This is a genomic window from Streptomyces longisporoflavus, from assembly GCF_014649775.1.
Classification (GTDB): Bacteria; Actinomycetota; Actinomycetes; order Streptomycetales; family Streptomycetaceae; genus Streptomyces; species Streptomyces longisporoflavus.
In genome coordinates, this window is record NZ_BMTR01000026.1 from 18,007 (window position 1) to 43,458 (window position 25,452).

Here is a 25,452-nt window from a genome sequence, read left to right on the forward strand (position 1 = left end):
TTCAGCGGAACCACAATCGCGCAAAGCCTAAACGGGGCTTAGTCACGACCCGGTAATTGCTGGCGCAGATGGTTTGGAGAGCGGCTCGTTACCGCGGAGTGCCCCGCTCACGAAAGGCCGACGACCGCAGGTCAGGGCGTGTACCGGCGGGGGCGTTCCGGTCATGTGAGCCGCCGGTTGACGGCAGATGTGCACGCCCGCTTAATCTTCAATCGAATTCGGCGATTTCGCGCCGCACAACACAGGGGGTATTCGGATCATGGATCTGAGGTATGCGGGGGAGTCCGTGTCGAGTGTGGCGCCGGGTGCGGGACGGTGGCCGTCGCGAAGTCCGTACTTCCGTACGTCGTCGAAGGAGAAGGCGATCTGATCACTCCGCCGAGCGCGGCATCACAACTCTTGTCACTCTCCGGGAAGGTGTGCGAGACCGACGTGGAATTCTCCGTACTTGGACCGCTGCGCATGAACGAGCGCGGCGAGTCCTACACCCCGACGGCGCCGAAGCAACGACAGCTGCTCACCCTGCTGCTCCTCAACGCGAACCAGGTCGTTTCCACCAACACGTGCATAGAAGAGCTGTGGGAGAACTCGCCTCCCAACAGCGCGCTTTCCACCCTCCAGTCGTACATACTCCAGCTGCGGCGCAGCCTGCGCCGGGTGCCGCGGATCGGCAGCCTGCAGGCCGCCCGCCTCATCCTGGAGACCCGTGACGGCGGCTATCTCCTCGCGGTGCGCGGCGACGAACTCGACACCAACCGCTTCTGGGCGCTGGTGCGCGAGGGGCGTGCGGCGCTCCACCACGACGACGTACGGGCTTCGGCCTGTCTCTCCGAGGCCCTGCTGCTGTGGCAGGGGGCCGCGCTCTCCGACGTACAGCGAGGTCCTGTCCTGCGGGCCCATCTCGTGGGCCTTGAGGAGGAGCGGACGAGCGTGCAGGAGCAGCGCATCGGCGCGGATCTGCGCCTCGGCCGGCACCAGGAGCTGCTCGGCGAGCTGAGCCGGCTCACGGCCAAGTATCCGATGCACGAGAGTCTGCACGCCCAGTTCATGCTCGCGCTGCACCGCACCGGCCGTCGCACCCAGGCCCTTGAGGTGCTGCGGCGGCTGAGCACCGTGCTGCGCGAGGAGCTTGGCCTCGATCCCTCGCCGCGGGTGCGTCGGCTGCACCAGGCGATCCTGGCGGGCGACCCCGCTCTCGACCTCCTGGCGCACACCGACTCCGTGCTTGCCGCGGAGCCCGGCGCGCCGAACGGGCGGCTGGTGCCCGCGGGCGGTGAGCTGGTGACGGCGGGGGCGCCCGCGAGGCGCCGGGAGCAGCTGGTGCGGCGCTGACCTGACCGTGCCACGCGGCACTGTGACGAGGTACGAGATACGAGGGCTGAGGTGACCCCTTGCCGGGGCGGCGCCTCAGCCCTTCCCGCTGCCGCCCGAAGCGGCCTTCCCTGGCGGCGGGTTGGCCGCGAGGAAAGCGTCGGCGACGGTGTGCACGTACTCCGCGCCGAAGGTGCGCTCCGCGAGGAGCCTGCGGAACATCAGCGGGCCCGCGAGTTGGTCGATGGCCAGCTCGGTGTCCAGGTCGCCGGGCAGTTCGCCGTTCTCCTTGGCCAGCTCGACGATCGCGCGGAACCCTCCGGAGCCCGCCTGGTACAGCGACTCCTTGAGCTCGGCGAACGTCGGGTCCACACCGGCGCGTTCGATGACCACCCGCATCCCGCGCTCCCCCACCGGGTCGTGCAGCAGGGCCCGGAGACCGTTGAGCTGCCCGATGAGATCTTCACGCAGGATGCCCGTGCGGGCGGGGCGGGCGTTCGCGATGCGCTGGGCGATGGCCTCGTAGATGAGGGACGGGGAGTCGGGCCAGTGGCGGTACAGGGTCGTGCGGCCCACCCCGCTGCGTGCGGCGACGGCGACATGGGTGACCGCGGCCCAGCCCTGTTCGACGAGCAGCTCCTGCGCCGCCGCGAGAGCGGCGGCCCGGCTCCGGGCCGCCCGCGGGTCCATCCCGCGCCCCGGCACCCGGCTGCGACCTGCGGCATCGGCCTGCGTGGCCATGGCGGCTCCCCGTGGTTCGGTGATCTGTTGTCCGGTACAGAGTGTGCCACTTCGCTCCCCTGCGGGGCGGGTCCCGGAGGGGCACGGTCCGCCTGGGGCGGCGCCTGGGTTCGCCCGTGGCGGCGCCCGGGTCCGCCTGAGCCGGTGGGCGGGTCCGCCCGGGCCGGTGGGCGGGTCCGCCCGTAGCGGCGAACTTCGCTCCCCTGCGGGGCGGGTCCCGGAAGGGCGCGGTCCGCCTGGGGCGGCGCCCAGGCCCGCCTGGGCGGTGGACGGGTCCGCCCGTGCCGGCGCCAGGGTCCGCCTGGGCCGGTGGACGGGCCGCCCGTAGCGGCGCCCGGGTCCGCCTGAACCGGTGGGCGGGTCCGCCCGTGACGGCGCCCGGGTCCACCCGGGCCGGTGGACGGGTCCGCCCGGGAAGTGTGCGGCTCCTCCCGAGAAGCCCGCCGGCCCGCCCGAGAAGAGCACAGGCCCGTCCGGGAGGGCGGGCATCCGTCCGGGAAGGCGGGCACCCGTCCGGGAAGGCGGACACCCGGCCAGGGAAGGCCGCCACCCGTCCGGGAAACCGGGCCCCGGCCAGGAAGGCGGGCCCCCGGCCGGGAGCGCGCACGCCCGTCCGCCGGCCCACCCGGGGATCTGCGCACGCCCGTCCGCCGGCCCACCCGGGGATCTGCGCACGCCCGTCCGCCGGCCCACCCGGGGATCTGCGCACGCCCGTCCGCCGGCCCACCCGGGGGCCTGCGCGCGCCCGTCCGCGAAACGTGCCGCGCGCAGGCCCGCCCGGAAGGGCCCCGCGTTCGTCAGGCGCGGTAGAAGTCCAGGTGGTCGTGCGCCCAGGTGGCGAAGGAGCGGGGGGCGCGGCCCAGGACGCGCTGGACGTCGGGGGAGAGCCGGCCGTGCAGTTCGCTGCCGTGCTCGATCGCCTCCTCCAGTGTCGTGATCACCCCGTTCACGGTCTCCTCGGAGAAGTGGCGCAGCATCATCTCCCGGTGCGCGGCCAGCGGCACCGTCTCGAAGCGCAGGTCGCGCCCGAGCAGTGAACCGAGCACGGCAAGCTGCTCGCGGCCCGTCAGCGCCTGCGGCCCCGTCAGTTCGTACACCCGGCCCTCGTGGCCCTCTTCCGTGAGCGCACGCACCGCCACCTCGGCGATGTCACGGGGGTCGACGATCGCCTCCGGCACGTCCGCGAGCGGCCCGCGGGCGACCCCTTCGGCCTTGACCGAGGCGGCCCAGCCGAGGTTCATGCTCATGAAGCCGTTCGGCCGCAGGATCGTCCACGGCACCCCGGACTCCCGCAGCGCGTCCTCGGCGACGCGGTGCCAGTGGCCCAGCGGGTTCTTCTTGGGGTCCTCGGCCATCTCCACCCCGAGGGTGGACAGCTGCACGATGTGCTCGACGCCCGCCTTGCGCGCGGCGGCCACCAAGTGCGCGTCGTGCGTCGCCTTGTTGGCGCCGAGCGACATCAGGAAGACCTTCTGTACGCCGTCGAGCGCGGCCGGCAGCGTCTCCGGGCGCCCCAGGTCGGCGGCGACCACCTCCAGGTCCGCGCCCGTGTCGAACGCCGCCTTGGCCGGGTCGCGGGTGAGCGCCCGCACCTTGTGCCCGTCGGCGCGCAGCAGCGAAAGGACTTTGCCGCCCACGTTTCCCGTGGCTCCGGTCACCAGAATCATCGTCGTCTCCTCGTTCGTCGTCCGTACAGGGGTGGGTGGGTCGGAACCGGGCTAGCCGGCCGCCGGGCCGGGCCGGTCGAGGACCGTGCGCAGGGCGTTCTCCAGGGCCTCGCCCGCGGCGTCGGTGTCCGCGGGCGCGCCGCCCGCGCGCCAGGCGACGAAGCGGTCGGGCCGTACCAGGACCGCGCCCGCCGCGCTCACGCCGTAGCTCTTCTCCCACTCGGTGCCCGCGAGCCGGTGCACCGGCAGGGTGATGCCGAGCCGGTCCGCCGCGCGGTCCGCCGCGGCCGTCCACGCCTCGCCCGTGCCCTCGCCGGTGAGCAGCACGAAGGAGCGGCCGAACAGGGCGGTGGTGGACGCGGCGGGCGAGCCGTCGGGCAGCGCCACGTAGGGCGCCCGCGAGCCGGGGCGGCCGGTCGGGGCCGCCGGGTCCTCCAGGAGTTCCCCGGCGTCGTCGGCCTCGCGGACCACGGCACCGGCCGCGCACCGGTAGCCGAAGGCCTGCACGACGGGCGGCAGCGGCGCGGCGAGCGCCCCGTCGTCGAGGTAACCCGCGAGGCGTTCCACGGTGTTGCGCAGCTGCTGCTCGCCGATCATCTCGGAGACCGGACGGCGTTCCGCGTCGTGGCTGTCGAGCAGTCCGGGCCCTGCCTCGCCCTTGACGACCATGGCCAGCTTCCACGCGAGGTAGAAGCCGTCCGTGATCGCGGTGTTGCCGCCGAGGCCGCCCGGCGCGGGCACCAGCCTGGCCGCGTCGCCCACCAGGTGTACGCGGCCCTCGCTGAACCGGTCGGCGATCTCGCTGACGATGTCGGTGCGGCCCGTCTCGACGACCTTCAGCGGCAGGTCGGGCAGGCCGAGGCCGGTGCGGACGAGGTCGGCGCACCGCTCCTCGGTGAACGTGCCGAAGTCCGGCGGGTTCTGGGACATGCCGAGCACATAGCCGTAACGGCCGGGGACGTCGGTGGTGTAGAAGACGCCGGGTGCCGGCTGCTGCAGCCAGAAGAGCGCGAACTTGCGGCCCTCGGCGACGCCGGGCAGCTGCCGCAGCGGCTCGCTCAGGTCGGCGTCGAAGAAGACCCGGAAGATCTCGCCGAGGTTCCCGCGGCCGTGCATGCCGATGCCGAGCTCCCGCCGCACGGGGCTGTGCGCGCCGTCGGCGCCCACCACGTAGTCGGCGGTCACCGTCCGCTCGGTGCCGGTGCCCACGTCCCGCAGTACGGCGGTGACCAGGTCCGGCGACTGGGTGAGCGAGAGAAGTTCGGTGTCGAAGCGGATCTCGGCGCCCAGTTCGGCGGCCCGGTCGGCCAGGATCTCCTCGGTCCGCTCCTGCCCCGCCATCGCCCAGTCCTCGGGCGAGACATGGCGCATCGCCATCTCGCCCTCGGTCATGATCCGCTTGAGGACGGGTCCGGCCAGGCTGTCGGCCACCACCATGTAGAACTCGCCGGTGCCCTCGTCGGGGCCCGCGGCGGCGATCCGGTCGGCGATGCCGCCGATCCGCAGGGCCTCCATGGTGTGGGGGTACTGCCCGCGCGCCTTCATGATGACCGAGGTGCCCGGGTGTTTCTCCGCCACCAGCGGCCTGACGCCGTGGAGTCCCAGGAACAGCGCGGTGGTCAGGCCCGCGAGGCCGCCGCCCACGATGAGAACGGGTACGTGCTCGTCCGACACGGCCACTCCTTGGTCGCTTGGGTCTTCTCGCCTCGACCCGGGCCGGCTCGGGGCCGGCTCGGGTCGTCGGGGGGCCGTCGCCACAGGTCCGGACGGCCGGGCGCCCAGTCTGCGGACGGCCGTTGGAGGTCCGATGGGGTTCCGGTGGGCGGCGGCGTCCTCCACCACCGCCCCAACAGCCCATCAGCGGACGCCTCGAAGGTGGCAGCAGCGGCTCGCGCGAGCGCCGCCCACCCTTCGAGACACAGGAGTCGTCGTGGTCGTCTTCGTCAACAAGCTGACACTCACCGGAGCGGCCGAGGACCTGGAACGCATCTACGCCCATGTCGCCGAGTTCATGCGCACCCGTCCCGGTCTCATCCGCTACCAGCTCGTCCGCTCGCAGAGCGACCCGTCCGTGTACTTCAACGTCGCGGAGTGGGAGGACCAGACGTCCTTCGAACAGGCCCTGAAGGAGCCGGAGTTCCGCAACCGCCTGAAGGCCCTGGGTACGGTCATCAAGGGTGAGCCGCACCTGTCCGACCTGGTCGAGTCCGGCGTCGGGGAGGCCTGAACCATGCCAGGACCCCTCAAGATCACCACCCCGGTCGACGCCGAGACGTACTCCCGGATCACGCAGTTCTACGCCCACCAGATGCAGCTCCTCGACGAGCGGGCGGCCGAGGAGTGGGCCGACGGATTCACCGAGGACGGGGTCTTCGCGCAGAACGTGAAGCCGGAGCCCTGGACGGGCCGCGCGGTCATCGCCGAGCGGATGCGCGCCGGCATGGACCGCCTCGCCACCAAGGACGTACAGCGGCGGCACTGGTTCGGCATGGTCGCCACCGAGCGGCAGGACGACGAGACCGTACTGACCCGCTATTACGCCATGGTCTACGAGACCCCGCGGGGCGGCCGTGCCGCCACGTATCTCAGCACCACCGGCGAGGACGTCCTGGTCCTCCAGGACGGCCAGTGGCGGATCAAGCACCGCCTCATCACCCACGACGGCACCTGATCCGGCCGGCACCCAGGAACGAAAGAAGGTTTTGAGCATGACCGAGCTGACACGCGAACGGGTGGCGGCGGCGTACGCCTCGCTGGTGACCGGGGACCGGGAGCAGATTCTCCAGTACTGGTCGCAGGACGTGCGCTTCCAGATGCCCGGCAACCACCAGTACGCAGGCTGGTTCGTCGGTCTGGACGACTATCTGTCGAAGATGGGCAAGCTGATGGCCGCCACCGGCGGGCGCATCTCCTCCGAGACGCTCGACGTCCTGGTCGACCAGGAGGCCGGTGTGTCGATCGACGTGTACCGCCTCGACGGCTACCGCGAGCACGCCAAGGAGGGCGCGACCTCTCCGTACGAGCGCCTCCAGGTCGAGGGCGTGCACGTGCTGCGCTGGCAGGACGGCCGGATCGTCGAGGGCCGCAGCGCCCTGTTCGCCGACGGCGTCACCCAGGGCAACCTGTGGTGGTCCCCGGTCGGCGCCGACGGCGAGCGCTACGAGTACTGAGCCACGAGTACTGAGCCACGAGTACCGAGCCACGACTACCGACACCCCGCGAGGCCGTCCGGGCGCGTGTCCCCGGCACGGCCCCGCGCATCCCAGCGAGGCAACGCGACGCAGCGAGGAAACGCAGCCATGACTGAGCCAGCACAGGGTCTGCTCCAGGACCGGGCGGTGGTGATCACCGGGGGCGGTACGGGCATCGGCCGGGCAGCCGCGCACGCCTTCGCCGCCGAAGGCGCCCGGGTAATGGTGGTCGGCCGCAGGACAGCCGTACTCGCCGAGACGGCCCGCGGTCACGCGGGCAGCATCCATCCGTTCGGCGCCGACCTCTCGGACCCGCGGACACCGCGCGCCGTGGTGGCGGCGGCCGAGCGCGAACTCGGCGGCATCGACGTCCTGGTCAACAACGCCGTCACGATGGGCTCCGCGCCGCTGGGCCGCATCGACCCCGACAACACCCGCGACCAGGTGGCCGTGAACCTGCTCGCGCCGCTGTTCCTGACCCAGGAGGCGCTGCCCGCGCTCGAGTCCTCCAAGGGCCTGGTCATCAACGTCACCACGGCCGGCAACCAGCGCGGCTGGCCCGGCCATTCGGTCTACGGCGCCACCAAGGCCGCCCTCGACTTCCTCACCCGCACCTGGGCCCTGGAGCTCGCCCCCAAGGGAGTCAGGGTCGCCGGCATCGCCCCCGGCCCGGTGGACACACCGATCGCGGAGCACGCCGGGCTCGACCCCGAGGGCATCGCGCAACTGCGCGCACGCCAGCGCGGCCGGGTGCCGCTCGGCCGGGTGGGCCAGCCGGAGGAGGTGGCCTGGTGGATGGTCGCCCTGGCCCGCCCCGAGGCGTCGTTCGCCACCGGTCTCGTCCTGCCCGTGGACGGCGGCGCGAGCGTCGTCTTCTGACCGCACTCCCGGGCCGCCCAACAACCTACGGAGCCAGCATGCAATTCGGCATCAACTTCTTCCCCACCGTCGGGCCGGACGACAAGGACGCGGCGGACTACTTCGAGGAGAGCCTGAACCTGGTCGAGCTCGCCGAAGAGCTCGGCTTCGACCACGTCAAGACGGTGGAGCACTACTTCTTCAAGTACGGCGGCTACAGCCCGGACCCGGTCACGTTCCTGACCGCCGCCGCGGCCCGCACCAAGCGCATCAAGCTGGTGACCGGCGCCGTCATCCCCGCGTTCACGCACCCGCTGAAGCTGGCCGGCAAGCTGGCCATGCTCGACAACATCTCCCGCGGCCGGCTCCAGGTGGGCTTCGGACGCGCCTTCCTGCCCGACGAGTTCGACGCGTTCGGCATCGACATGGACGAGAGCAGGGCGCGCTTCGAGGAGGGTCTGCGGGCCTGCCAGAAGCTGTGGAGCGAGGAGGACGTCGTCTGGAACGGCAGCTTCCACTCCTTCGGCCCGGTCACCCTGCTGCCGCGCCCCTACCAGCGCCCGCACCCGCCGATCCTGGTGGCCACGGCGAAGACGCCGTCCTCCTGCGAGCAGGCGGGGCGTGACGGCCACGGCCTGATGATGGTCCCCTCGATCAACAAGCGCGAGGTCGTGCAGGACATGCTCGGCCTCTACCGCAAGGCGTGGGCGGACGCGGGCCATCCCGGCGAGGGCGAGGTCCACATGAGCTACAACTGCTACCTCAGCGAGGACCCCGCCGAGGCCAGGGCCAAGGGCAAGGAGTACTCGCAGCGCAGCAACCTGGTCATGCGGGACGCGGTGGCCGCCTGGGGAGAGCGGCGCAGCGAGGTGTACGCGGGCTACGAGAAGGTCGTGGAGAACATCGCCAGGGCCGACTTCGACCGCTCGCTGGCCGACAACAAGGTCCTCGTCGGCACCCCGGACGAGGTCACCGAGCGGCTCCGGACGATCCGGGAGTGGTTCGGCGACATCGCCGTCAGCCTGCAGGTCATCTCCGGCAACCCCAGCCACGAGGAGTCGGTGCGCAGCATGCGGCTCTTCGCCGAGCAGGTCATCCCGCGCTTTAGCGACACGTCGGCCGCCGTCTCCTGAACCGGCGGCACACCGTAAAGGGCTCCCCCGGACCTGGTCCGGGGGAGCCCTTCGCCGATGGACCCGGGGCCGGTCAGGGGCGGACCAGGTCGTCGACGAGCAGCGAGGTCACGCGTGCCGCGACGGCGGCCACGGTCAGCGCCGGCGGGACTCCGGTGCCGGGCAGCAGCGAACCGTCCACCACGTAGAGGCCGTGGTAGCCGCTCACCCGTCCCGCGTCGTCGGTCACGGTGCCGAGCGGTACGCCGCCGCACACGTTGCCGCCGGTGGTGCCGATGCGGCTGAACGCCGTACGGGTGCCGGTGTTGGCCTCGTTGAGCCGGTCCAGGGTGTGGGTGATGGCGGACTGCGCGCGGGCCAGGGCCGGGTCGTCGGCCGGCCAGTGCAGGACGACGTCGTCCTTGTCCGGGTCGTAGCGGAAGGCGCCGAGGGCCGGTGCGGGCACGGCTCCGATGGTGGTGGTCCAGCCCTCGCCCTCCGGGGCGTCCGGCCAGGGGAAGTTGAGCAGGGACACCGGGCCGAGGGGGTTCTCCTTCCAGTCCTGCGCGAAGATCGCCGCGGGGCCGCCCTGCCGGGGGTTGTTCTCCGCCATGCCGGTACGGGCCGTGATGACCTCGCTGTTGCCGACGCGCGTGCCCAGTGCGTCGTGCAGGGCGGGCAGTGCGCCGCTCTGCTTGGCGCGCAGCAGCAGCCGGTTGGTGCCCAGGGTGCCTGCGGAGAGGATCAGGCGGGTGGCGGTGACGCGGTGGTGTGCGCGCACCTCTCCGCGCTCGTCGATCGTCTCGTAGTCGACGTGGTATCCGGCGCTGCCGTCGCCGCCGTCGACCGGGTGCACGGCGGTGACGACGCTGAGCGGCCGTACGTCGATGTGGCCCGATGCCTCGGCGCGGGCGAGCAGCGTGCGGTCGAGGCTGCGCTGGGCGCCGCTGTTGACGCCGAAGACGTTGAGGCCGTCGATCTGGGAGCGCACCCGGGTGCCGGCCATCTCCTCGCGGACCACGTCCCAGTCCACGGCCAGGTCGACCTTGGTCCACGGGATTCCGGCCTTGTCCAGCTGGTCGGCGAACGAGCGGGCCGACCGGTAGAACTCGGAGTGGTAGATGTCGTCGGGGATCGGCGCGCAGCCGATCAGTTCGCGTGCCTGCGGATACCACCGCTCGGTCATCTCGCGGTGGTCCAGGACGTCGCCCAGGGTCTGTCGGAACAGTTCGGGCGACGGTTCGCACATCGTGCCGTTGGTCGCCAGTGAGGCGCCGCCCACACCGGTGCCTGCCAGGACGTTCATGCCGCTGCCCTCGACGAACTCCAGGACGCCGGTGTAGACGTCGAGCTTCGCGTCGGTGAGCGGTGATGTCTCGCTGAGCCATGCGGCGCGCCCGTCGGGGGCGGTCTGTGTCGCGAAGGTGTCGCCCGCGTCGTCGACGGGCCAGCGCCGTCCCCGCTCCAGGAGGACGGCGTCGACCCCCGCCTCCGCCAGCCTGAGGGCGGCGATCGAACCTCCGTAACCGCTGCCGACGATCACCACGTCGGCGCGGTGCTGCTGCCTCTCCACTGAGCGGCCTCCCTGCCTTTTTCGTCCCGTTCTTTCGGACAGGTCGAACATCCCGGACGGCGATGGAGGCTCACTGTGAAGCCGCTGCAGAGCCGATCAGTCCGGCGACAACGCCAACGGCCGCCGGACGACGGTGTGGTGACCGTGGTCCGGCGGCCGTGTGCGGTGGGCGCGCGCTGAGCCGAGGGGGACGGATCACGTTCCGTCGGCCGTGCTTCCCAGTGTGGGAAGCGGGCCCGGGAAGCAGCTGGGGGCCCGCTGGAGAGCCGTCGCGGGGCGCTGCCCGAGATCGAGCCTCCAGGGCGTGCTGCGAGGGTGCGGCTGTTCCTGTCTACCGTCTCGCGCCGAGCCGTACCGGCCCCGTCCCCAGGAGGCAGCCATGTGCCCGAACACTCCCCCGCCGCCGGGTCCCGCACCACGCGGTGTGGCCCTGCTGTTTCCCGGCCAGGGCGCTCAACAGCCGTTGATGTCGGCGGGGTTGTACCGCGCCCATCAGCCGTTCCGCCGTCTCATGGACGAGGCGTTCGAGGTGTGGGGCGCCGAGGGCGCCGCGTTGCGGGCCGACTGGCTCTCGGATTCCCCCGCCGTGGATCTGGACGGCGTGCGCAGGGCCCAGCCCCTGCTGTTCGCCGTCGACTGGGCGCTCGGCCGAATGGTCCTCGACTGGGGGGTGCGGCCCGCCGCCCTGCTCGGCCACAGTGTCGGCGAGGTCGCGGCGGCCACCCTGGCCGGTGTCTTCACGCTGGAGGAAGCGGCCGGGCTGATGGCCGAGCGGGTGGCGCACATCGAGTCCGCCCCGGCGGGCGGCATGCTCGCCGTGCACGCGGCCGCCGCCGACATGGCGCCCTATCTGCACGCCGACGTGGTCGTCGGCGCCGTCAACGCGCCCCGCCAGGTGATCCTCGCCGGTTCCGAGGCGCCGCTCGCCGCGTCCGAGGCCCGGCTGCGCGCGGCGGGATTCACCTGCCGCAGGACCCGCGCCCTGAGCCCGTTCCACAGCCCGGCGCTCGCCCCGGCCGCGGAGGCGGCGCTGCCCTCGCTGGCCCGCCTTCCGCTGCGGGCCCCGCGGCTCCCGGTCGTCTCGGCGTACACGGCAGGACCGCTGACTCCGGCCGAGGCGGCCGATCCGCGGTTCTGGGCCGGGCAGCCCGCCGCCCCCGTGCTCTTCGGTCCCGCGCTCGACACGCTCCTGTGCACCGGCGAGCTGCTTTTGCTCGAAGCCGGGCCGGGGCAGGGTCTCACCGCTCTGGCCAAGCGGCATCCGGCGGTCGGCACCGGCCGCTCGGCCGCCCTGGGACTGCTGCCCGCGCGCGCCCGGGGCGACGCGTCGGACCTGCACACCCTGCGCAAGGCGGTCGAACGTCTTTTGTCCGAGGGGCAGTTGGCGCACGACCCGCTGCCGTTGCCGTCCCCGGCGGGCGCGCCGTAGCCAGGACCAGCACGCAACCAGAGGCCCACCATCCCGCCTCCAGGCAGGACTGCGAGCGTGACAGCTCGGGGCCGGTCACCGGCCGGACCCCGCCGACTGTGAGTGAGGATGTCATGGAGCGTCGCATCGTCATTACGGGGATCGGTGCAGTGGCCCCCGGCAAGCCGGGCGCGAAGGAGTACTGGGAGCTGATCTCGAACGGCCGCACGGCCACGCGTACGATCTCGTCCTTCGATCCCGCGCCCTACCGGTCCCGGGTCGCCGCCGAATGCGACTTCGACCCCATCGCCGCCGGACTGCGCCGGCAGGAGGTCCGGCGCATGGACCGGGCCACGCAGTTCGCCGTCGCCGCCGCCCGCGAGGCCGTCGGCGACAGCGGGCTCGACCTGCCCGCGGCCGACCCCACCACCGTCGGGGTGTCCCTCGGCAACGCCGTGGGCTGCACGACGAGCATGGAGCGGGAGTACACCGTCCTCAGCAACGAGGGCGCCGACTGGCTGGTCGACCACCGCTACGCCGTGCCGCATCTCTACGACCACTTCGTGCCGAGTTCCATCGCGGTCGAACTGGCGCGCCTCGTGGGGGCGCAGGGCCCGGTGGCGCTCGTCTCGGACGGCTGCACCTCGGGCCTCGACGCGATCGGCCACGCCACGGACCTGATCCGTGAGGGCAGCGCGGACGTCGTGATCAGCGGCGGCACCGACGCCCCGATCTCGCCGATCACCCTGGCCTGCTTCGACGCCATCAAGGCGACCACGCCCCGCAACGACGACCCCGAGCACGCCTCGCGTCCCTTCGACGCGACGCGCAACGGGCTCGTCCTCGGCGAAGGTGCCGCCGTGCTCGTCCTTGAAGAGCTGGAGCACGCCAGGCGGCGCGGCGCCCGGATCTACGCCGAGGTCGCCGGGGTCGGCACGCGCTGCAACGCGTATCACATGACCGGACTGCGCTCCGACGGCACGGAGATGGCCGACGCCATCACGCACGCCCTCGCGGAGGCCCGCCTCGCGCCGGAGTCGATCGACTACGTCAACGCCCACGGGTCGAGCACCAAGCAGAACGACCGGCACGAGACCGCCGCCTTCAAGACGGCGCTGGGCAAGCACGCGTACGACGTGCCCGTCAGCTCGGTGAAGTCGATGATCGGGCACTCGCTCGGCGCGATCGGCGCACTGGAACTGGTCGCGTGCGTGCTCGCCATGCGCGACGGGCTCATCCCGCCGACCGCCAACCTCCACGAACCGGACCCGGTCTGCGACCTGGACTACGTGCCGCTGAAGGCCAGGGAGGCCGAGGTCGACAACGTACTGAGCGTCGGCAGCGGTTTCGGCGGCTTCCAGACCGCCGTCGTTCTGGCCCGTCCCGAGCGGGTCGCGGCATGAGCGTCGACACCACGGTGCGCACCGTGGTCACCGGGGTCGGCGTGGCCGCGCCCAACGGCATGGGCACGGAGGCCTACTGGGCGGCGACGCTCGCGGGCCGCAGCGGCATCGCCCCGACGACCCGCTACGACGCCTCCGGATATCCGCTCCAACTGGCGGGCGAGGTACCGGACTTCGAGCCCGAGCAGCACATCCCGAGCCGCCTGATCCCGCAGACCGACCACGGCACCCGGCTCTCCCTGTACGCGGCCGACGAGGCGCTGCGCGACAGCACGCTCGACCCGGGGCAGCTCGATCCGTACGGCATGGGGGTGGCCACGGCCTCGTCGATGGGCGGCTTCGAGTTCGGGCAGCGGGAGCTGCAGAACCTGTGGAGCAAGGGCGGGCGGTTCGTCAGCGCGTACCAGTCCTTCGCCTGGTTCTACGCCGTCAACACCGGCCAGATCTCCATCCGGCACGGCCTGCGCGGCTCCAGCAACACCGTGGTGACCGACGCGGCGGGGGGTCTCGACGCGGTGGGCAATGCCCGGCGGCAGATCCGCAAGGGAACCACCGCGATGCTCACCGGCGGTGTCGACGGCGCGCTGTGCCCGCTCGGCTACGCCGGGCAGTACAGCTCCGGCGCGCTGAGCACCGCCGGCGACGCGGACCGCGCGTTCCTGCCCTTCGCCGACGACGCGCCCGGCCAGGTGCCGGGCGAGGGCGGCGCGTTCCTGGTCCTGGAGGACGCCGCGAGCGCGCGGCGGCGGGGCGCGCGGAGCTACGGCGAGATCGCGGGCTACGCGGCGACGTTCGACCCGGGTCCGCTGCCGCCCGGTCAGGAGGGTACGGGCCTGGTGCGGGCGATCCGGCGGGCACTGCGGGACGCCGGTACGGCCGCGGAGGACGTGGACGTGGTGTTCGCCGACGCCGCCGGTGTGCCCGACCTCGACCGCGCCGAGTCCCGCGCGCTCGCCGAGGTGTTCGGCCCCGGCGGTGTGCCGGTGACCGCCCCCAAGAGCATGACGGGCCGGCTCTTCGCGGGCGGGGCATCGCTGGATCTGGCGACCGCGCTGCTCGCCCTGCGGGACGGCACGATCCCGCACACCGCGAACGTGTCGCGCCCGGGCTCCGGGCATCCGATCGACCTCGTCACCGGGGAGCCGCGCGAGGCGGACCTGCGCCGCGCGCTGGTCGTGGCGCGCGGTCGGGGCGGCTTCAACGCCGCGGCGGTCGTACGACGGGACGCCTGACGCCCCCTCCCTTTGCACATCCACGCACGCACGCACGCACGCCTGCCGAAAGGAATCTCATGAGCGACGCCAACGCGACTGTGACCGGAGTGACCGAACTGACCGTGGAGGACCTCACCCGCATCATGCGGGAGTCCGCGGGCGAGGACGAGTCGGTCGACCTGAGCGGCGACATCCTCGACTCCGACTTCACGGAGCTCGGCTACGACTCCCTCGCCCTCCTGGAGACCGCCGGGCGGATATCCCGTGACTACGGTGTCGAGCTGAGCGACGACGACCTGGACGGCATCGCGACGCCGCGGGAGTTCCTGACGGCCGTCAACCGGACGCTGACCGCCGCCGCGTAACCCGGCGGTCCGGTCGCGCGGACGGGCGGGCGGGGCACACCCGGTGCGGTGTGCCCCGCCCGCCCGTCCGCGTGTCAGCGGCGCGCGGCCGTGTCCCCGTGCCGGACGCCCGTCTCCTCCAGGACGCGGCCCAGCAGCCGGGTGGCGTTGCGGTGCAGCGGGAAGTCGGTGCCGGGCGGCATGATGCCGCTCTCCTCCAGGAGCCGGGTCACCCGTGCGGTGAGCACGCAGAACCGGAACGCGGCGAAGACCTCGTAGTACTCCAGGTGTTGTACGACGTGCCCGGTGATCCGCTCGTAGTGGCGCACCGTCTCGGCGCGGTCGGGGAGCCCGGCGAGCCGGACCGCGCCAATGCCCTCGCTCAGATGCCGGTCCAGGTGCAGGAACCAGGCCAGGTCCGACTCGGGCCGTCCGAGGGCGGCCATCTCCCAGTCCAGTACGGCGGCCGGTGTCTCGCCGGCGTAGATGATGTTGCCGAGCCGGGCGTCGCCCCACAGCAGGCGGGGCGGGCCGGGCTCCTCGGGCTGGTGGTCGTGCAGCCAGGTCAGGGCCGTCGTCGCGGTCTCGTTGTCGTGCGCGCCGTAGTACGGCAGGAGCTCGGTGAACTCGGCCAGTTGCTGCGTGAGGTGGCCGGTGCCGTGCTGCGGGCGGTCGAGGAAGCCGAGGCCGAGTGCGAGCGGGTCGAGCCGGTGGATCGCGGCGAGCATCTCGACGCCGCCGAGCCAGACGGCACGGCGGCTCTGCGGCGGCAGCCCGGCCAGCCAGCCCTCGCGGTGGTACGAGGGGAAGTCCGCGGGCACCTCGCCCTCGATCCGGCGCATCACCAGGAACGGCGCCCCGAGCACGGAGGACCCGGGTTCGTGCCCCAGCAGGGGGGCCACGGGCACGTCCGTACCGTCGAGGATCTCCAGCAGCCTGACCTGCTCCGTCCAGCGGTCGTCGGGGTGGACGCGGTGCCCGGTGGGGGCCACCCGGACGGCCAGGGGTTCGCGGCGGGCCGTGCCGCCCCCGTCCTCGGTCCACTCGGCGTCGCACAGCAGGATCTCTCCCGAGAATCCGGCGGCGCCCGGCACCCGGACCGGGCCGACCCGCACCTCGCCGGCGCGGGGCCGCCGGCGGGCCGTGAGCCAGTCGGCCAACGCCCGGCGGGTCTGTTCGGGGTCGCGCTGCACGGGAACGGGCACGGACTTCCTCCTTCAGGATGTGACCGGGGTGCCCCGGACCACGGCGTTCGTTCGTCGCGGGTCCGGGTCCGGGCGGAGCCCGAGTCTCGCCGGGGCCCCTGGCACCTGAATCCAGCGGCGCTGGGGAGCGGGCGTCACCGGGTCCGGGGAACGGCCGTCACCGGGTCCGGGCGCCGCCCGTCTCCAGCCGGTCTCCCTCACCTCGCCATCGCCCCGGAGCAGCATCGTGCTCCCGGACTCCGCGGGCTCTTCTTCGCGGGCTCTTCGACCCGGGCCCTCTCCCTGGCCGGAACACAGGAGGAGCAATGCAGTTGCAGGGCAGGACCGCCGTGGTCACCGGCGGAACGCGCGGTCTCGGCAGGGCCGTCGCGCAGGCGCTGGCCGACGAGGGCGCCATCGTGGTCGCCGCGGCCAGGGAGGTGGAGCCGGACTCCCCGGAGCGGGGCGGCAGGATCGTCCACGTCAAGGCCGACGTCACGGTGCCGCAGTCGGTCGCCGACCTGATGCGTACGGCCCACGAACGGTACGGCGGACCGCACATCGTGGTCGCCAACGCCGGGGTGAGCAGGCCGGGTCCGGTGTCGGCGCTCTCCGACGAGCACTGGGAGGCCGTGATCGGCACCAACCTGACGGGCGTGTTCCACACGGTGAGGGCGGCGGTGCCGTATCTCCGGGACGCCGAGGCGGGCCGGATCATCACCATGTCCTCGCTGCTCGGGCGGCGTGCCATGCCCGGCGCCGCCGCGTACTGCGCCTCCAAGGCGGCCGTCGAGCGGCTGACGGAGGTCTGCGCCCTCGAACTGGCGCCGCAGGGCATCACGGTGAACTGCCTCTCCCCCGGCTTCATCGACGAGGGCCAGGGCCGGGACCTGATGGCCAACGAGACGATCTGGCCGCGCCTGCAAGGCACCTTGGCCACGGGCCGGGCGGGCACGGGAGCCGAAGTCGCCCGCGCCGCCGTGTTCCTGGCGTCCGCGGAGAGCAGCTACGTCAACGGCGCGGTGCTGCCGGTCGACGGCGGCGTGCGCTGGTGACCTCGGCTCGCGCTTCCCGGTGACCCACTCCGACGACACGACGACACGACGGCACACAGACACGAAGACCCGAAGACCCGACGACAGCCCCGGAGGCGACACCACGTGCAAGCACTCACCACTCCCGCGGACGGCGGCACCCGGGTGCGGCCGGCAGCGGTTTCCGAGCCCGAACCCCGCCCCGACCAGGCCGTCGTGGAGGTCAGGGCGGTGTCCGTGAACCGCGGTGACCTCTCCCTGCTCGGCATGCTGCCGCCGGGCTCACGGCTCGGCTTCGACGTGGCCGGCACCGTGGTGCGCGCGGCGGCCGACGGCAGCGGACCGGCGTCCGGCACCCGGGTGGCGGGCGTGGCCGAGCGGGACGGCTGGAGTGAACGGGTCGCCCTGTCGACCACCCGGCTCGCCCCGGTCCCGGACGGCGTCGAGTGGACCGACGCGGCGGCACTGCCCGTCGCCGGACTCACCGCGCTGTACGCCATGCGGCACGCCGGCTCGCTCCTGGGCCGCCGGGTCCTGGTCACCGGCGCCAGCGGCGGGGTCGGCCGGATCGCCGTCCAGCTGGCCAGGGCCGCGGGCGCCGAGGTGGCCGCCTGGGCGGGTTCGGCGGAGCGTACGAAGGGCCTGGCGGAACTGGGCGCCGCCGACGTGTCCACGTACGACGCGGGCCCGGAGGCGACGCGGCCGGTGCACGTGCTCGTGGACAGCGTGGGCGGCGAGGTGTTCCGCAGTGCGTTCCAGCTGGTCGAGCCGCGCGGCGTCGTCGTCTGTTACGGCAACACCACGCGCGCCGATCTGTCCCTGCCCTTCGACTGGGGTCACGCACGTCCCGGCGTCCGTATCCGCTATCTGCACCTGTTCGACGAGATGCCGCGCAGGCCCGTCGGGAACGACCTCGCCATGCTGCTGCGGCTCGTCGCCGACGGCGCCCTCGACCCGCACGTCACGCTCGTCGGCGACTGGGCGGACCCGGAGCCCACCCTGCGCGGCGTCGGCGACCGCCAGGTCAACGGCAAGGCCGTGCTTGTGCTCTGAAGCCCTCTCGCCCGAAGGCGACTGCCCCGGACCGCATCGCGCGGTCCGGGGCAGTCGCTTTCTGACGGGGCCCGATGCCGGACGCACCGGGGGATTACACGTCCGGCACCGGGGTCTTGGTGGCCGCCGAGTCCAGGCAGGCCAGGAGGGCCAGGAGGGTCAGGCGGCCCTGCCCTTCCAGGGGGAGTTGCGCTCGTACTTGGGGCGCCACACCGCGCGGTAGACCAGGCGCAGCGGCGGCGGGACCTTGTCGAGCACGGTGCGCCGTTCGGCCTCCGGCACCCCGTCGAGCAGCCAGGGGAAGAACGTCGCCGCGCCCTTGATGCCGACCTGGCTGCGCTGCTCCGACACGAAGGCGCCCCACTCCGCCGCCGTGAGCTCGCTCTCGATGAGCGGCAGGGCTTGGGCCTCCTCGTGGTCGAGGTGGTCGGTCAGGCAGGCGATGACGTCGTCCATGAGTCCCGGCAGGATCTTTTCGCCGCCCTCCTGGCCGAGCGCCGCGTCGATCTTCTCCACGGCCGTGTCGAGCTGGGCGTGTTCCAGCTCCATGGCCCGGAGCATCCTCAACTGCTCGTCCTGACCGTCCAGTTTGGTGCGCAGGACGGGCCACAGCGAGTGGTCCTCGGCCAGGTGATGGATCGTCAGGTAGTTCTTGAAGAGCTGCCATCCCTGGCGGAAGGCGGCGACGTCGTCGTGCTGGGCCGCCGCAAGCAGCCGCAGATCCCGCCGGAAGGCGTGGTGGATCGCGTACATCATCGTCAGGTCGACGGCGGGTGCGCCGCCGGTCTGCGCTCGGGCGTTCACTGCGGACTCCTCATGGTCGGGTACGGCTTGCGGGCTCGGGGCGATGGGCCCGGCGAGCGTCGGGGAGGCTCAGATCACGACGCCCATCTCGGCGTTCTCCGCGTCCTTGGAGGTCACCCGGATCACCAGGACCGCCAGGACGAACGCGCCGAGCAGGACGAAGCCCGTCACCAGGAACGCCGTACCGTATCCGTGCGCGAGCGAGTCGAAGACCGCCTTGCGGACCTGCGGCGGCATGTGCGCCGCGTCCGCGGGCCCGTAGCCGTCCGCCGCCTTGGCCGCGGCCGGGCCCATCAGCTCCGTGAGCCGGTCCTTGGTGGCGGTGACCGCGATCGTGCCGAGTGCGGCGAGACCGAGCGCGGCGCCGACCTGCTGCCCGGCGTTGAGGAGGGCGGACGAGACACCGGCCTGGGCCTTCTTCACCCCTGCCACCGCCGCGAGGGTCAGCGGCACGAAGCACAGGCCCACGCTGCATCCGGAGAGGACGAGCGGGCCGAGCAGGTCACCGGTGTAGCTGCCGTCCTCGCTGAGCCGGGAGAACCAGAAGAAGGCGACGGCGGCGAGGAGCGTTCCGGCGCCGAGCAGGATGCGCGGGCCCACCCGCCCCACGACCTGGCTGCTGATCGTCGCGAAGACGGCGGCGCCCACGGCGAACGGCAGGAAGGAGAAGCCGGTCTTGAGCGGGCTGAAGCCGAGCACGATCTGCATGAAGAGGGTGAGGAAGTAGAACAGGACGATCATGCCGGCACCGAGGGCGAGCATGATCGCGTATGCCCCGGAGCGGTTGCGGTTGCGGAAGATGCTGAGCGGCATGAGCGGGGAGGCGCTGCGGACCTCGATGAAGAGGAAGAGGGCGAGCAGTGCGACGCCGACGACGAGCGGGGTGACCGTACCGGCGCTGCCCCAGTCCTCGGTCGCCGCGTGGATGAGGCCGTACACCACGAGCGACATGCCGACGGTCGAGGTGACCGCGCCCGGCAGGTCGAGCCGCCGCCCTTCGGTGGTGACGCGCTCGGCGGGGAACGCCTTGACCGCGGCCAGGAACAGCAGGATGCCGATGGGCACGTTGACGAACAGGACCCAGCGCCAGCTGAGCGCGTCGGTGAAGACGCCGCCCAGTACGTTGCCGAGCGCGCCGCCCGCGCCACCCATGGCCGCGTAGATGCCCATGGCCTTGTTGCGTTCGCCGCCCTCGGAGAACGTGCTGGCGATCAGCGCGAGCGCGGCGGGGGCGACCAGTGCTCCGGCCATGCCCTGCACGGCCCTCGCGGCGATCAGCCAGCCCTGATTGGTCGCCACGCCGCCGAGCAACGAGGCCACCGTGAGCAGGGCGACGCCGAAGAGGAACGTACGACGCTGGCCGTACATGTCCGCGATCCGCCCGCCGAGGAGCAGCAGTCCGCCGAAGGCGAGCGCGTAGGCGTTGACGACCCATTCCAGGTTGGTCGCGGAGAAGTCGAGGGCGCTCTGGATGGACGGCAGCGCCACGTTCACGATCGAGACGTCGAGTACGACCATCAGCTGGGCGACCGCGATGGCGGTCAGCGCCAGACCTTTGCGGGAACCGGCGCCTGCCGCCGCGCCGGCCTGTGGGGGAGCGGTCGGGGACACGTAGGCCTGCCCCGGGGATCGTTCGGACACCAGATCTCTCCTGCCGCTGAGCTGAGCTTGGGGAATGGGGGGATACGGGGATGTGGGATTTACGGGGGTACCGGGGCAGCCGCTTCCTAGATACGGAACAACTTGCCCCACAACTACGGAACAGTATGTCCCGCAGAAATCTCCGGTGCAAGCTGTTCCACACGGCGGAGTCGGCGGCTCCGCCGGTCCCCCTGCCCGCGGCGACCCGGCCACGTCCGCCCCTCCAGCGGGACGGCAGATCGTGAGGACCGCACGTCACGCCGCATCCGCCTCCGCCTCCGCCTCCGCCTCCGCCCCGGAAGGGAACCCCCGATGACCCAGCCGTCGGCCACGCCCCACCCCGGCGCCCCGCCCGCCGCACCGGCCCCTCCCCGCCTGGAAGAGCTCGCACCGGGCGTCCACGCCTACATCCAGCCGGACGGGGGCTGGTGCCTGAACAACGCCGGCGTACTGATCGGCGACGACGCGGTGGCCGTGGTGGACACCGCCGCCACCGAACGGCGGGCCCGTGCCCTGCGCGCGGCCATCGCGGCCCGCACCCCCCTCGACGTGCGCACGATCATCACCACCCACCACCACGGCGACCATCACTTCGGGAACTCGGTGGTCGCCCCGTACGCCACCGTGGTGTCCCACGAGGTCACCCGGGCCGAGATGGCCCGGCGCGGCCTCGCGATGCGGGAGGTCTGGCCGGACACGGAGTGGGGCGACATCAGCCTCGCGCTCCCGGCCCTCACCTTCCGCGAGCGCACCACGCTCCATGTCGGCGGCCTGACCGCCGAGTTGATACACGTGGGCCCCGCGCACACCACGAGCGACATCGTGGTCTGGCTCCCCGAACAGCGCGTCCTGTTCGCCGGTGACGTGCTGCTGCCCGGCTGCACGCCCTTCGTCCTCATGGGCTCGCTGAGCGGCACCCTGGAGGCGATCACGCGGCTGCGCGCCCTGGACCCGGCCGTCGTCGTGGGCGGCCACGGTCCCGTCGCCGGTCCCGAGGTGCTCGACGCCACGCGGGACTACCTGCTGTGGGTACGCGACACGGCCAGGGCGGGTCTCGCCGCCGGGCTCTCCCCCTTGCAGACCGCGCGTGAGAGTGACCTCGGCCCGTACGCCGGACTCCGTGACCCCGAGCGCCTGGTGGCCAACCTGCACCGCGCCTACGTAGAGGAGTCGGCGCTGCCGCGGGACACCGAGATCCGCTCGGCCCCGGTCTTCGGGGAGATGGCGCAGTTCAACGGCGGCCGTCCCGTCGCCTGTCACGCTTGAACGGCGGGCTCGCACGTCGGCGATGGCCCCGTATACGCCGGTCGGCGTGTACGGGGCCATGTGGTGCCGGAGCCATGTGGCGCCGCGGTCAGCGGGCGGGGCTGCGCTCGGTGAACTCCTTGGCGTGCCGCAGCGTCGCCAGGCTGTTGGTGCCCAGGGCGTCGCGGATGAAGGACCGCGCGTCGGCGACGGTGGTGTCCGGTCCGAGCAGGGAGAGCGAGGCCGGGTTGATGACGACGGTGTGGCGTGCCACGGCGGTCGTCACGCCCTCCGACTCGTCGAGGAGCCAGGCCCCCACGTGCGCGGTGAGCAGCGGCGGCACGCGGAGCTGCTTGTAGACGATGCGCGCCGAACCGAGGCTGACCCGTACCGACTCGGTGGTGTGCCGGGAGCCGTCCCTGGCGATGGTGTCCATCTCCAGGACCTGGATGTCGGTGTCCGGCTCCGTCAGCTTCACCCGGGCCACGTGCGGGAGGCGGTCCTGCCACTCCTCGCCGCGCCACAGGAACGCGTGCACGTCGGCGCTCGGGGCCTCGATGCGCACCTGGTCCTCGAAGGTGCAGAGCAGTTCGCCGAGTTGCCCGGCGGACTCGGCGGTGGCCTTCATCCGGTCCAGCTCGGCCTCGCTGTTGTGGTCGAGGGCCCGGTTGATCCACTCGACGTTCTCGGGGGTGTCGCCCTCGGCCGTGAAGTCGTGCAGCAGCACGACCTCGCACCGGTCGTCGGACAGCGGCCGTATCTGCCATTCACCGCCCATCGACGTCGCCGGAGCCGTCGTCTTCTCCTGCCGGAAGCCGACCGTGAGCGCCTGCGGGTCGAGCCGGCGCCGGGACTGCCAGGACTTGACCTCGTCGTTGGCCGTGGCCCAGATCCGCAGGGTCTCCTCGCCGTCGCCGAGCGGCGTCTGCTCCACGTGGACCGACGGGGGGAAGACGCGCGGCCAGTCGGCGGCGTCCGCGATGATTCCGTACACCGTCCGCGCCGGAGCGTCGACGGTGATCGTGTGCCGGGCGCGATGCGTCACTGCCATGGTGGGTACGGCTCTCCTTCGAGTCGGGAGGGGGTCGTGTCGGCGGACAAGCCCCGTACGGGACTCGCCGGACGCACCTCAGTAGTTGCCGAGGCCGCCGCAGACGTTGATGGCCTGGGCGGTGATGGGGGCGGCGGCGGGCCCCGCCAAGTAGGCGACCAGGGCGGCGACTTCCTCCGGGGCGGTGTAGCGACCCAGCGGGATCTTGGCCTCGAACCGCTTGAGCACCTCCTCCTCGGCGATCTCCCAGTGCCCGGCGTAGCCCTCGCGGACCGTCCTTGCCATGGGGGTCTCCACGTAGCCGGGGCAGACGGCGTTGACGGTGATCCCGGTCTTGGCCAGTTCGAGGCCGAGCGACTTGGTGAAGCCGACGACCGCGTGCTTGGAGGCGCTGTACGGGGCTCCGAGCATCACGCCCTGCTTGCCGCCCGTGGAGGCGATGTTGATGATCCGGCCGACGGACTTGGCCGCCATCCCGCCCGCGTTGAGCACCTCGCGGGTGACGCGGAAGACGCTGGTCAGATTGGTCTCGACGACGTCGTTCCACAGCTCGTCCGAGATCTGCGCGGTGACCCCGCCGCCACTGCGGCCCGCGTTGTTGACCAGGATGTCGATGGGCCCGAAGCGATCGACGGCCGCGGCGACGGAACGGACGACATCGTCACCGGAGCGTACGTCGGCGGCGGTGCCGTCGGCGGTGATGCCGTCCTCCGTGAGCTCCTTCACGGCGGCGGCCACGTCCTCGGCGTTGCGCGAGGTGATGAAGACCCTGACACCGTCCCTGCCCAGGGTCTCGGCCACCGCACGGCCGATCCCCCGCGTGGCCCCCGTGACCAACGCGACCCGAGATTCCCCGCTCTGCGGCTCCGCCGACATGATGCTCCCTCCGACCTGCCCGACCTGCCCGACCTGCGCGCACCGCGTGCGTTGCCCGCATCGCGTGCACTGCCTGTACATGGCCGAGCCTGGCGGGCGGTCCTGGAGGATGGCTGAAGACCCGGGAGTGCGATCGGCGCACGGCTCCGGCCGGCCCGCCGCCGTGCACGAGCGCCGCTTCGAGGAGGTACGCCGACCCTACGAGGAGGTACGCCACCGCTTCGAGGAGACACGGCACCGCTTCGGTGAGGTACGCCCACTCGCGGCGGGCGGGTCTAGCCGCGCCGCTCGTACACGGTCACCCGCCGCCCGCGGACCCGGTCGTCGGCCACGATCGTGAAGTGCTCGCGCAGCGCGGCGGTCTTGGCCTTGTCCCGCTCGGCGGACACCGGCCTCGCCACCCCGGGGGCGTCGCTGACCAGCACAATCCGCTGCTGCGCCAGTACCGCGGTCCGTATCCGGCCCGGAGTCGCCTCCTCGCCTTTGAGGGTCCCGGACGTCACGGGGTCCGCCACGAGCGCTATGTCCCGCAGCCCGGCGAAGGCGCCGGGGGAGACAAGCGCGGTGTCGCGCCGGGCCGCCGGTATGAACAGCACCGCGTCCCCGTCCTTCTTCAGCTGCCGCACATCAGCCGCGACCGCCAGGACGTCGTCCACCCGGCTCGCGGCGGACCGCTTGGCCAGCGCCTGCGGCAACAGCGCCGCCACCGCCACCACTGTCACCACCGGGACGAGCCCCCGTGACGCACGCGGGAACCGCCTGGCCTGCCGCGCCGCCACGTCCAGGGCCGTGCCGATCAGCAGCGCGAGACCCAGCATGCTGAACAGGACGTAGCGGTCCAGGAACAAGGGCTGGACCAAGGAGAGGCCGATCAGACCGACTTGTGGCACCGCGAGCAGCGGCAGCGCGACGGACGCGAGGGAGAGGCGGCCCGACCGAGGCCGGTCGAGCAGGGCACCGACAGCGCCGATCGCCAGCAGGACCGCGGGGCCGATCATCATGTGCCAGGTCAGCGGCGGTATCCAGGACACCTGGTTGGCCTGGGTCCGGCTGAACAGGATCAACGGCAGTGCACCTGCCACGGCAGCCGTGGCGGCCAGCGCCCAGGGCACATATGTCCTGCGCCCGGTCCTCGCCCAGAGCAGGGTCACCAGGTGGGCGGGCAGGATCAGCAAGGAGAGCCAGTTCAGCAGCGCGCACATCAGGACCGTGCCGCCGTAGGCCGTCCAGAGCGCTGCCCGGCCATGTCCCCGGACCAGGGTCACGAGGAGCAGCGTCGAGATCCCGGCGCCGGCCGCGACCATGGCGTACGGGCGTCCCTCCTGGAGGTAGAACTGCACGGCCGGTAGCAGCCCGAGCACCATCCCCGCACCCAGGCCCGCCCTGACTCCGGCCAGCCGTTGGCCGATGACCGTCACACACGCCGACGCCACCGCCATGGCAAGCACGGAGGGCAGGCGCAGGGTCGTCGTACCGGGCCCGAAGCATTCGAAGAGTCCGTGCATCAGCAGGTAGTAGAGCCCGTGCACGGCATCGACCTGCCCGAGCATCTCCCAGATGTCGGCGGCGGACCGCCGGGCCACCTGCCAGGTGGCGGCCTCGTCCCGCCACACACTGTGCTGCCGGGACAGCCCCCACAGGCCGAGGGCGAGGTTCCACAGGAGCGGGATCAGCCAGATGGGCAGGGCGCGCAGAAGGGTGGTGGTGCGGCGAGTCATAAGGGCGTTCAGGTGTCCTCGGTC

The 25,452-nt window shown here is 72.5% G+C and carries 23 protein-coding genes; 13 read left to right on the top strand and 10 right to left on the bottom strand.

Annotated features, from left to right (window positions below; translation table 11 throughout):
- The first annotated feature begins 315 nt into the window (after nucleotides 1–315).
- Nucleotides 316–1,332, top strand: a complete 1,017-nt coding sequence (locus IE226_RS35470; RefSeq protein WP_308429581.1) for an AfsR/SARP family transcriptional regulator — start codon at nucleotides 316–318, stop codon at nucleotides 1,330–1,332.
- A gap of 75 nt (nucleotides 1,333–1,407) precedes the next feature.
- On the opposite strand, the gene IE226_RS35475 is transcribed toward IE226_RS35470, so the two are convergent.
- The 3 genes from IE226_RS35475 to IE226_RS35485 form a co-directional block, all read right to left on the bottom strand.
- Nucleotides 1,408–2,052, bottom strand: a complete 645-nt coding sequence (locus IE226_RS35475) for a TetR-like C-terminal domain-containing protein (protein WP_190085595.1) — start codon at nucleotides 2,050–2,052, stop codon at nucleotides 1,408–1,410.
- A gap of 797 nt (nucleotides 2,053–2,849) precedes the next feature.
- Nucleotides 2,850–3,719: an SDR family oxidoreductase gene (locus IE226_RS35480; RefSeq protein WP_190085596.1), complete on the bottom strand. Its 870-nt coding sequence runs from the start codon at nucleotides 3,717–3,719 to the stop codon at nucleotides 2,850–2,852.
- 51 nt (nucleotides 3,720–3,770) lie between these two features.
- Nucleotides 3,771–5,393, bottom strand: a complete 1,623-nt coding sequence (locus IE226_RS35485; protein WP_229871742.1) for an FAD-dependent monooxygenase — start codon at nucleotides 5,391–5,393, stop codon at nucleotides 3,771–3,773.
- 256 nt (nucleotides 5,394–5,649) lie between these two features.
- Between IE226_RS35485 and IE226_RS35490 the strand changes: the two genes are divergently transcribed.
- From IE226_RS35490 to IE226_RS35510, 5 genes are all read left to right on the top strand, one after another.
- Nucleotides 5,650–5,946, top strand: coding sequence for an antibiotic biosynthesis monooxygenase family protein (locus IE226_RS35490; RefSeq protein ID WP_229871743.1), 297 nt, complete (start codon nucleotides 5,650–5,652; stop codon nucleotides 5,944–5,946).
- A 3-nt stretch (nucleotides 5,947–5,949) separates the two neighbouring features.
- Entirely contained in the window at nucleotides 5,950–6,390 is a 441-nt protein-coding gene (locus IE226_RS35495) for a nuclear transport factor 2 family protein (RefSeq protein WP_190085599.1), read from the top strand.
- A 37-nt stretch (nucleotides 6,391–6,427) separates the two neighbouring features.
- Nucleotides 6,428–6,889, top strand: coding sequence for a nuclear transport factor 2 family protein (locus tag IE226_RS35500; protein ID WP_190085600.1), 462 nt, complete (start codon nucleotides 6,428–6,430; stop codon nucleotides 6,887–6,889).
- A gap of 129 nt (nucleotides 6,890–7,018) precedes the next feature.
- On the top strand, nucleotides 7,019–7,789 hold the full coding sequence (locus IE226_RS35505) for an SDR family NAD(P)-dependent oxidoreductase (RefSeq protein ID WP_190085601.1): 771 nt from the start codon (nucleotides 7,019–7,021) through the stop codon (nucleotides 7,787–7,789).
- A gap of 38 nt (nucleotides 7,790–7,827) precedes the next feature.
- Complete coding sequence (locus IE226_RS35510; protein ID WP_190085602.1) at nucleotides 7,828–8,901, top strand: LLM class flavin-dependent oxidoreductase; 1,074 nt, start codon at nucleotides 7,828–7,830, stop codon at nucleotides 8,899–8,901.
- Between the two features lie 73 nt (nucleotides 8,902–8,974).
- Here IE226_RS35510 and IE226_RS35515 read toward each other — a convergent pair whose 3' ends face one another.
- The gene (locus IE226_RS35515) at nucleotides 8,975–10,453 is read right to left on the bottom strand and encodes a GMC oxidoreductase (RefSeq protein ID WP_190085603.1); all 1,479 of its coding nucleotides are present in this window, start codon (nucleotides 10,451–10,453) and stop codon (nucleotides 8,975–8,977) included.
- 379 nt (nucleotides 10,454–10,832) lie between these two features.
- Between IE226_RS35515 and IE226_RS35520 the strand changes: the two genes are divergently transcribed.
- The 4 genes from IE226_RS35520 (at nucleotide 10,833) to IE226_RS35535 (ending at nucleotide 14,843) form a co-directional block, all read left to right on the top strand.
- Entirely contained in the window at nucleotides 10,833–11,882 is a 1,050-nt protein-coding gene (locus tag IE226_RS35520; RefSeq protein ID WP_190085604.1) for an acyltransferase domain-containing protein, read from the top strand.
- A 113-nt stretch (nucleotides 11,883–11,995) separates the two neighbouring features.
- Nucleotides 11,996–13,264, top strand: coding sequence for a beta-ketoacyl-[acyl-carrier-protein] synthase family protein (locus IE226_RS35525; RefSeq protein ID WP_190085605.1), 1,269 nt, complete (start codon nucleotides 11,996–11,998; stop codon nucleotides 13,262–13,264).
- A complete protein-coding gene (locus tag IE226_RS35530; protein ID WP_190085606.1) occupies nucleotides 13,261–14,496 on the top strand; it encodes a ketosynthase chain-length factor in 1,236 nt (411 codons plus the stop codon). Before IE226_RS35525 ends, IE226_RS35530 begins: the two co-directional genes overlap by 4 nt.
- Before the next feature lie 59 nt (nucleotides 14,497–14,555).
- Complete coding sequence (locus IE226_RS35535) at nucleotides 14,556–14,843, top strand: acyl carrier protein (protein WP_190085607.1); 288 nt, start codon at nucleotides 14,556–14,558, stop codon at nucleotides 14,841–14,843.
- A gap of 74 nt (nucleotides 14,844–14,917) precedes the next feature.
- Here the strand turns inward: IE226_RS35535 and IE226_RS35540 are convergent, their stop codons facing one another.
- Nucleotides 14,918–16,027, bottom strand: a complete 1,110-nt coding sequence (locus IE226_RS35540) for a phosphotransferase family protein (RefSeq protein ID WP_190085608.1) — start codon at nucleotides 16,025–16,027, stop codon at nucleotides 14,918–14,920.
- Nucleotides 16,028–16,332: 305 nt separating this feature from the next.
- Between IE226_RS35540 and IE226_RS35545 the strand changes: the two genes are divergently transcribed.
- Both IE226_RS35545 and IE226_RS35550 read left to right on the top strand, forming a co-directional pair.
- The gene (locus tag IE226_RS35545; protein WP_190085609.1) at nucleotides 16,333–17,061 is read left to right on the top strand and encodes an SDR family NAD(P)-dependent oxidoreductase; all 729 of its coding nucleotides are present in this window, start codon (nucleotides 16,333–16,335) and stop codon (nucleotides 17,059–17,061) included.
- 105 nt (nucleotides 17,062–17,166) lie between these two features.
- Complete coding sequence (locus IE226_RS35550) at nucleotides 17,167–18,093, top strand: zinc-binding dehydrogenase (RefSeq protein WP_229871744.1); 927 nt, start codon at nucleotides 17,167–17,169, stop codon at nucleotides 18,091–18,093.
- A 159-nt stretch (nucleotides 18,094–18,252) separates the two neighbouring features.
- Here IE226_RS35550 and IE226_RS35555 read toward each other — a convergent pair whose 3' ends face one another.
- Nucleotides 18,253–18,897: a hemerythrin domain-containing protein gene (locus tag IE226_RS35555; protein WP_190085610.1), complete on the bottom strand. Its 645-nt coding sequence runs from the start codon at nucleotides 18,895–18,897 to the stop codon at nucleotides 18,253–18,255.
- Nucleotides 18,898–18,966: 69 nt separating this feature from the next.
- Entirely contained in the window at nucleotides 18,967–20,538 is a 1,572-nt protein-coding gene (locus IE226_RS35560; protein WP_190085611.1) for a DHA2 family efflux MFS transporter permease subunit, read from the bottom strand.
- A 312-nt stretch (nucleotides 20,539–20,850) separates the two neighbouring features.
- On the opposite strand from IE226_RS35560, the gene IE226_RS35565 reads away from it, so the two are divergent.
- Complete coding sequence (locus IE226_RS35565) at nucleotides 20,851–21,804, top strand: MBL fold metallo-hydrolase (RefSeq protein WP_190085612.1); 954 nt, start codon at nucleotides 20,851–20,853, stop codon at nucleotides 21,802–21,804.
- Nucleotides 21,805–21,892: 88 nt separating this feature from the next.
- On the opposite strand, the gene IE226_RS35570 is transcribed toward IE226_RS35565, so the two are convergent.
- From IE226_RS35570 to IE226_RS35580, 3 genes are all read right to left on the bottom strand, one after another.
- The gene (locus IE226_RS35570) at nucleotides 21,893–22,834 is read right to left on the bottom strand and encodes an aromatase/cyclase (protein WP_190085613.1); all 942 of its coding nucleotides are present in this window, start codon (nucleotides 22,832–22,834) and stop codon (nucleotides 21,893–21,895) included.
- Nucleotides 22,835–22,912: 78 nt separating this feature from the next.
- Nucleotides 22,913–23,710: an SDR family NAD(P)-dependent oxidoreductase gene (locus tag IE226_RS35575; RefSeq protein WP_190085614.1), complete on the bottom strand. Its 798-nt coding sequence runs from the start codon at nucleotides 23,708–23,710 to the stop codon at nucleotides 22,913–22,915.
- A 275-nt stretch (nucleotides 23,711–23,985) separates the two neighbouring features.
- Nucleotides 23,986–25,428 carry a glycosyltransferase family 39 protein gene (locus tag IE226_RS35580; protein ID WP_190085615.1) on the bottom strand — a complete coding sequence of 481 codons (1,443 nt, stop codon included), beginning with the start codon at nucleotides 25,426–25,428 and terminating at the stop codon, nucleotides 23,986–23,988.
- Between the last annotated feature and the right edge of the window lie 24 nt (nucleotides 25,429–25,452).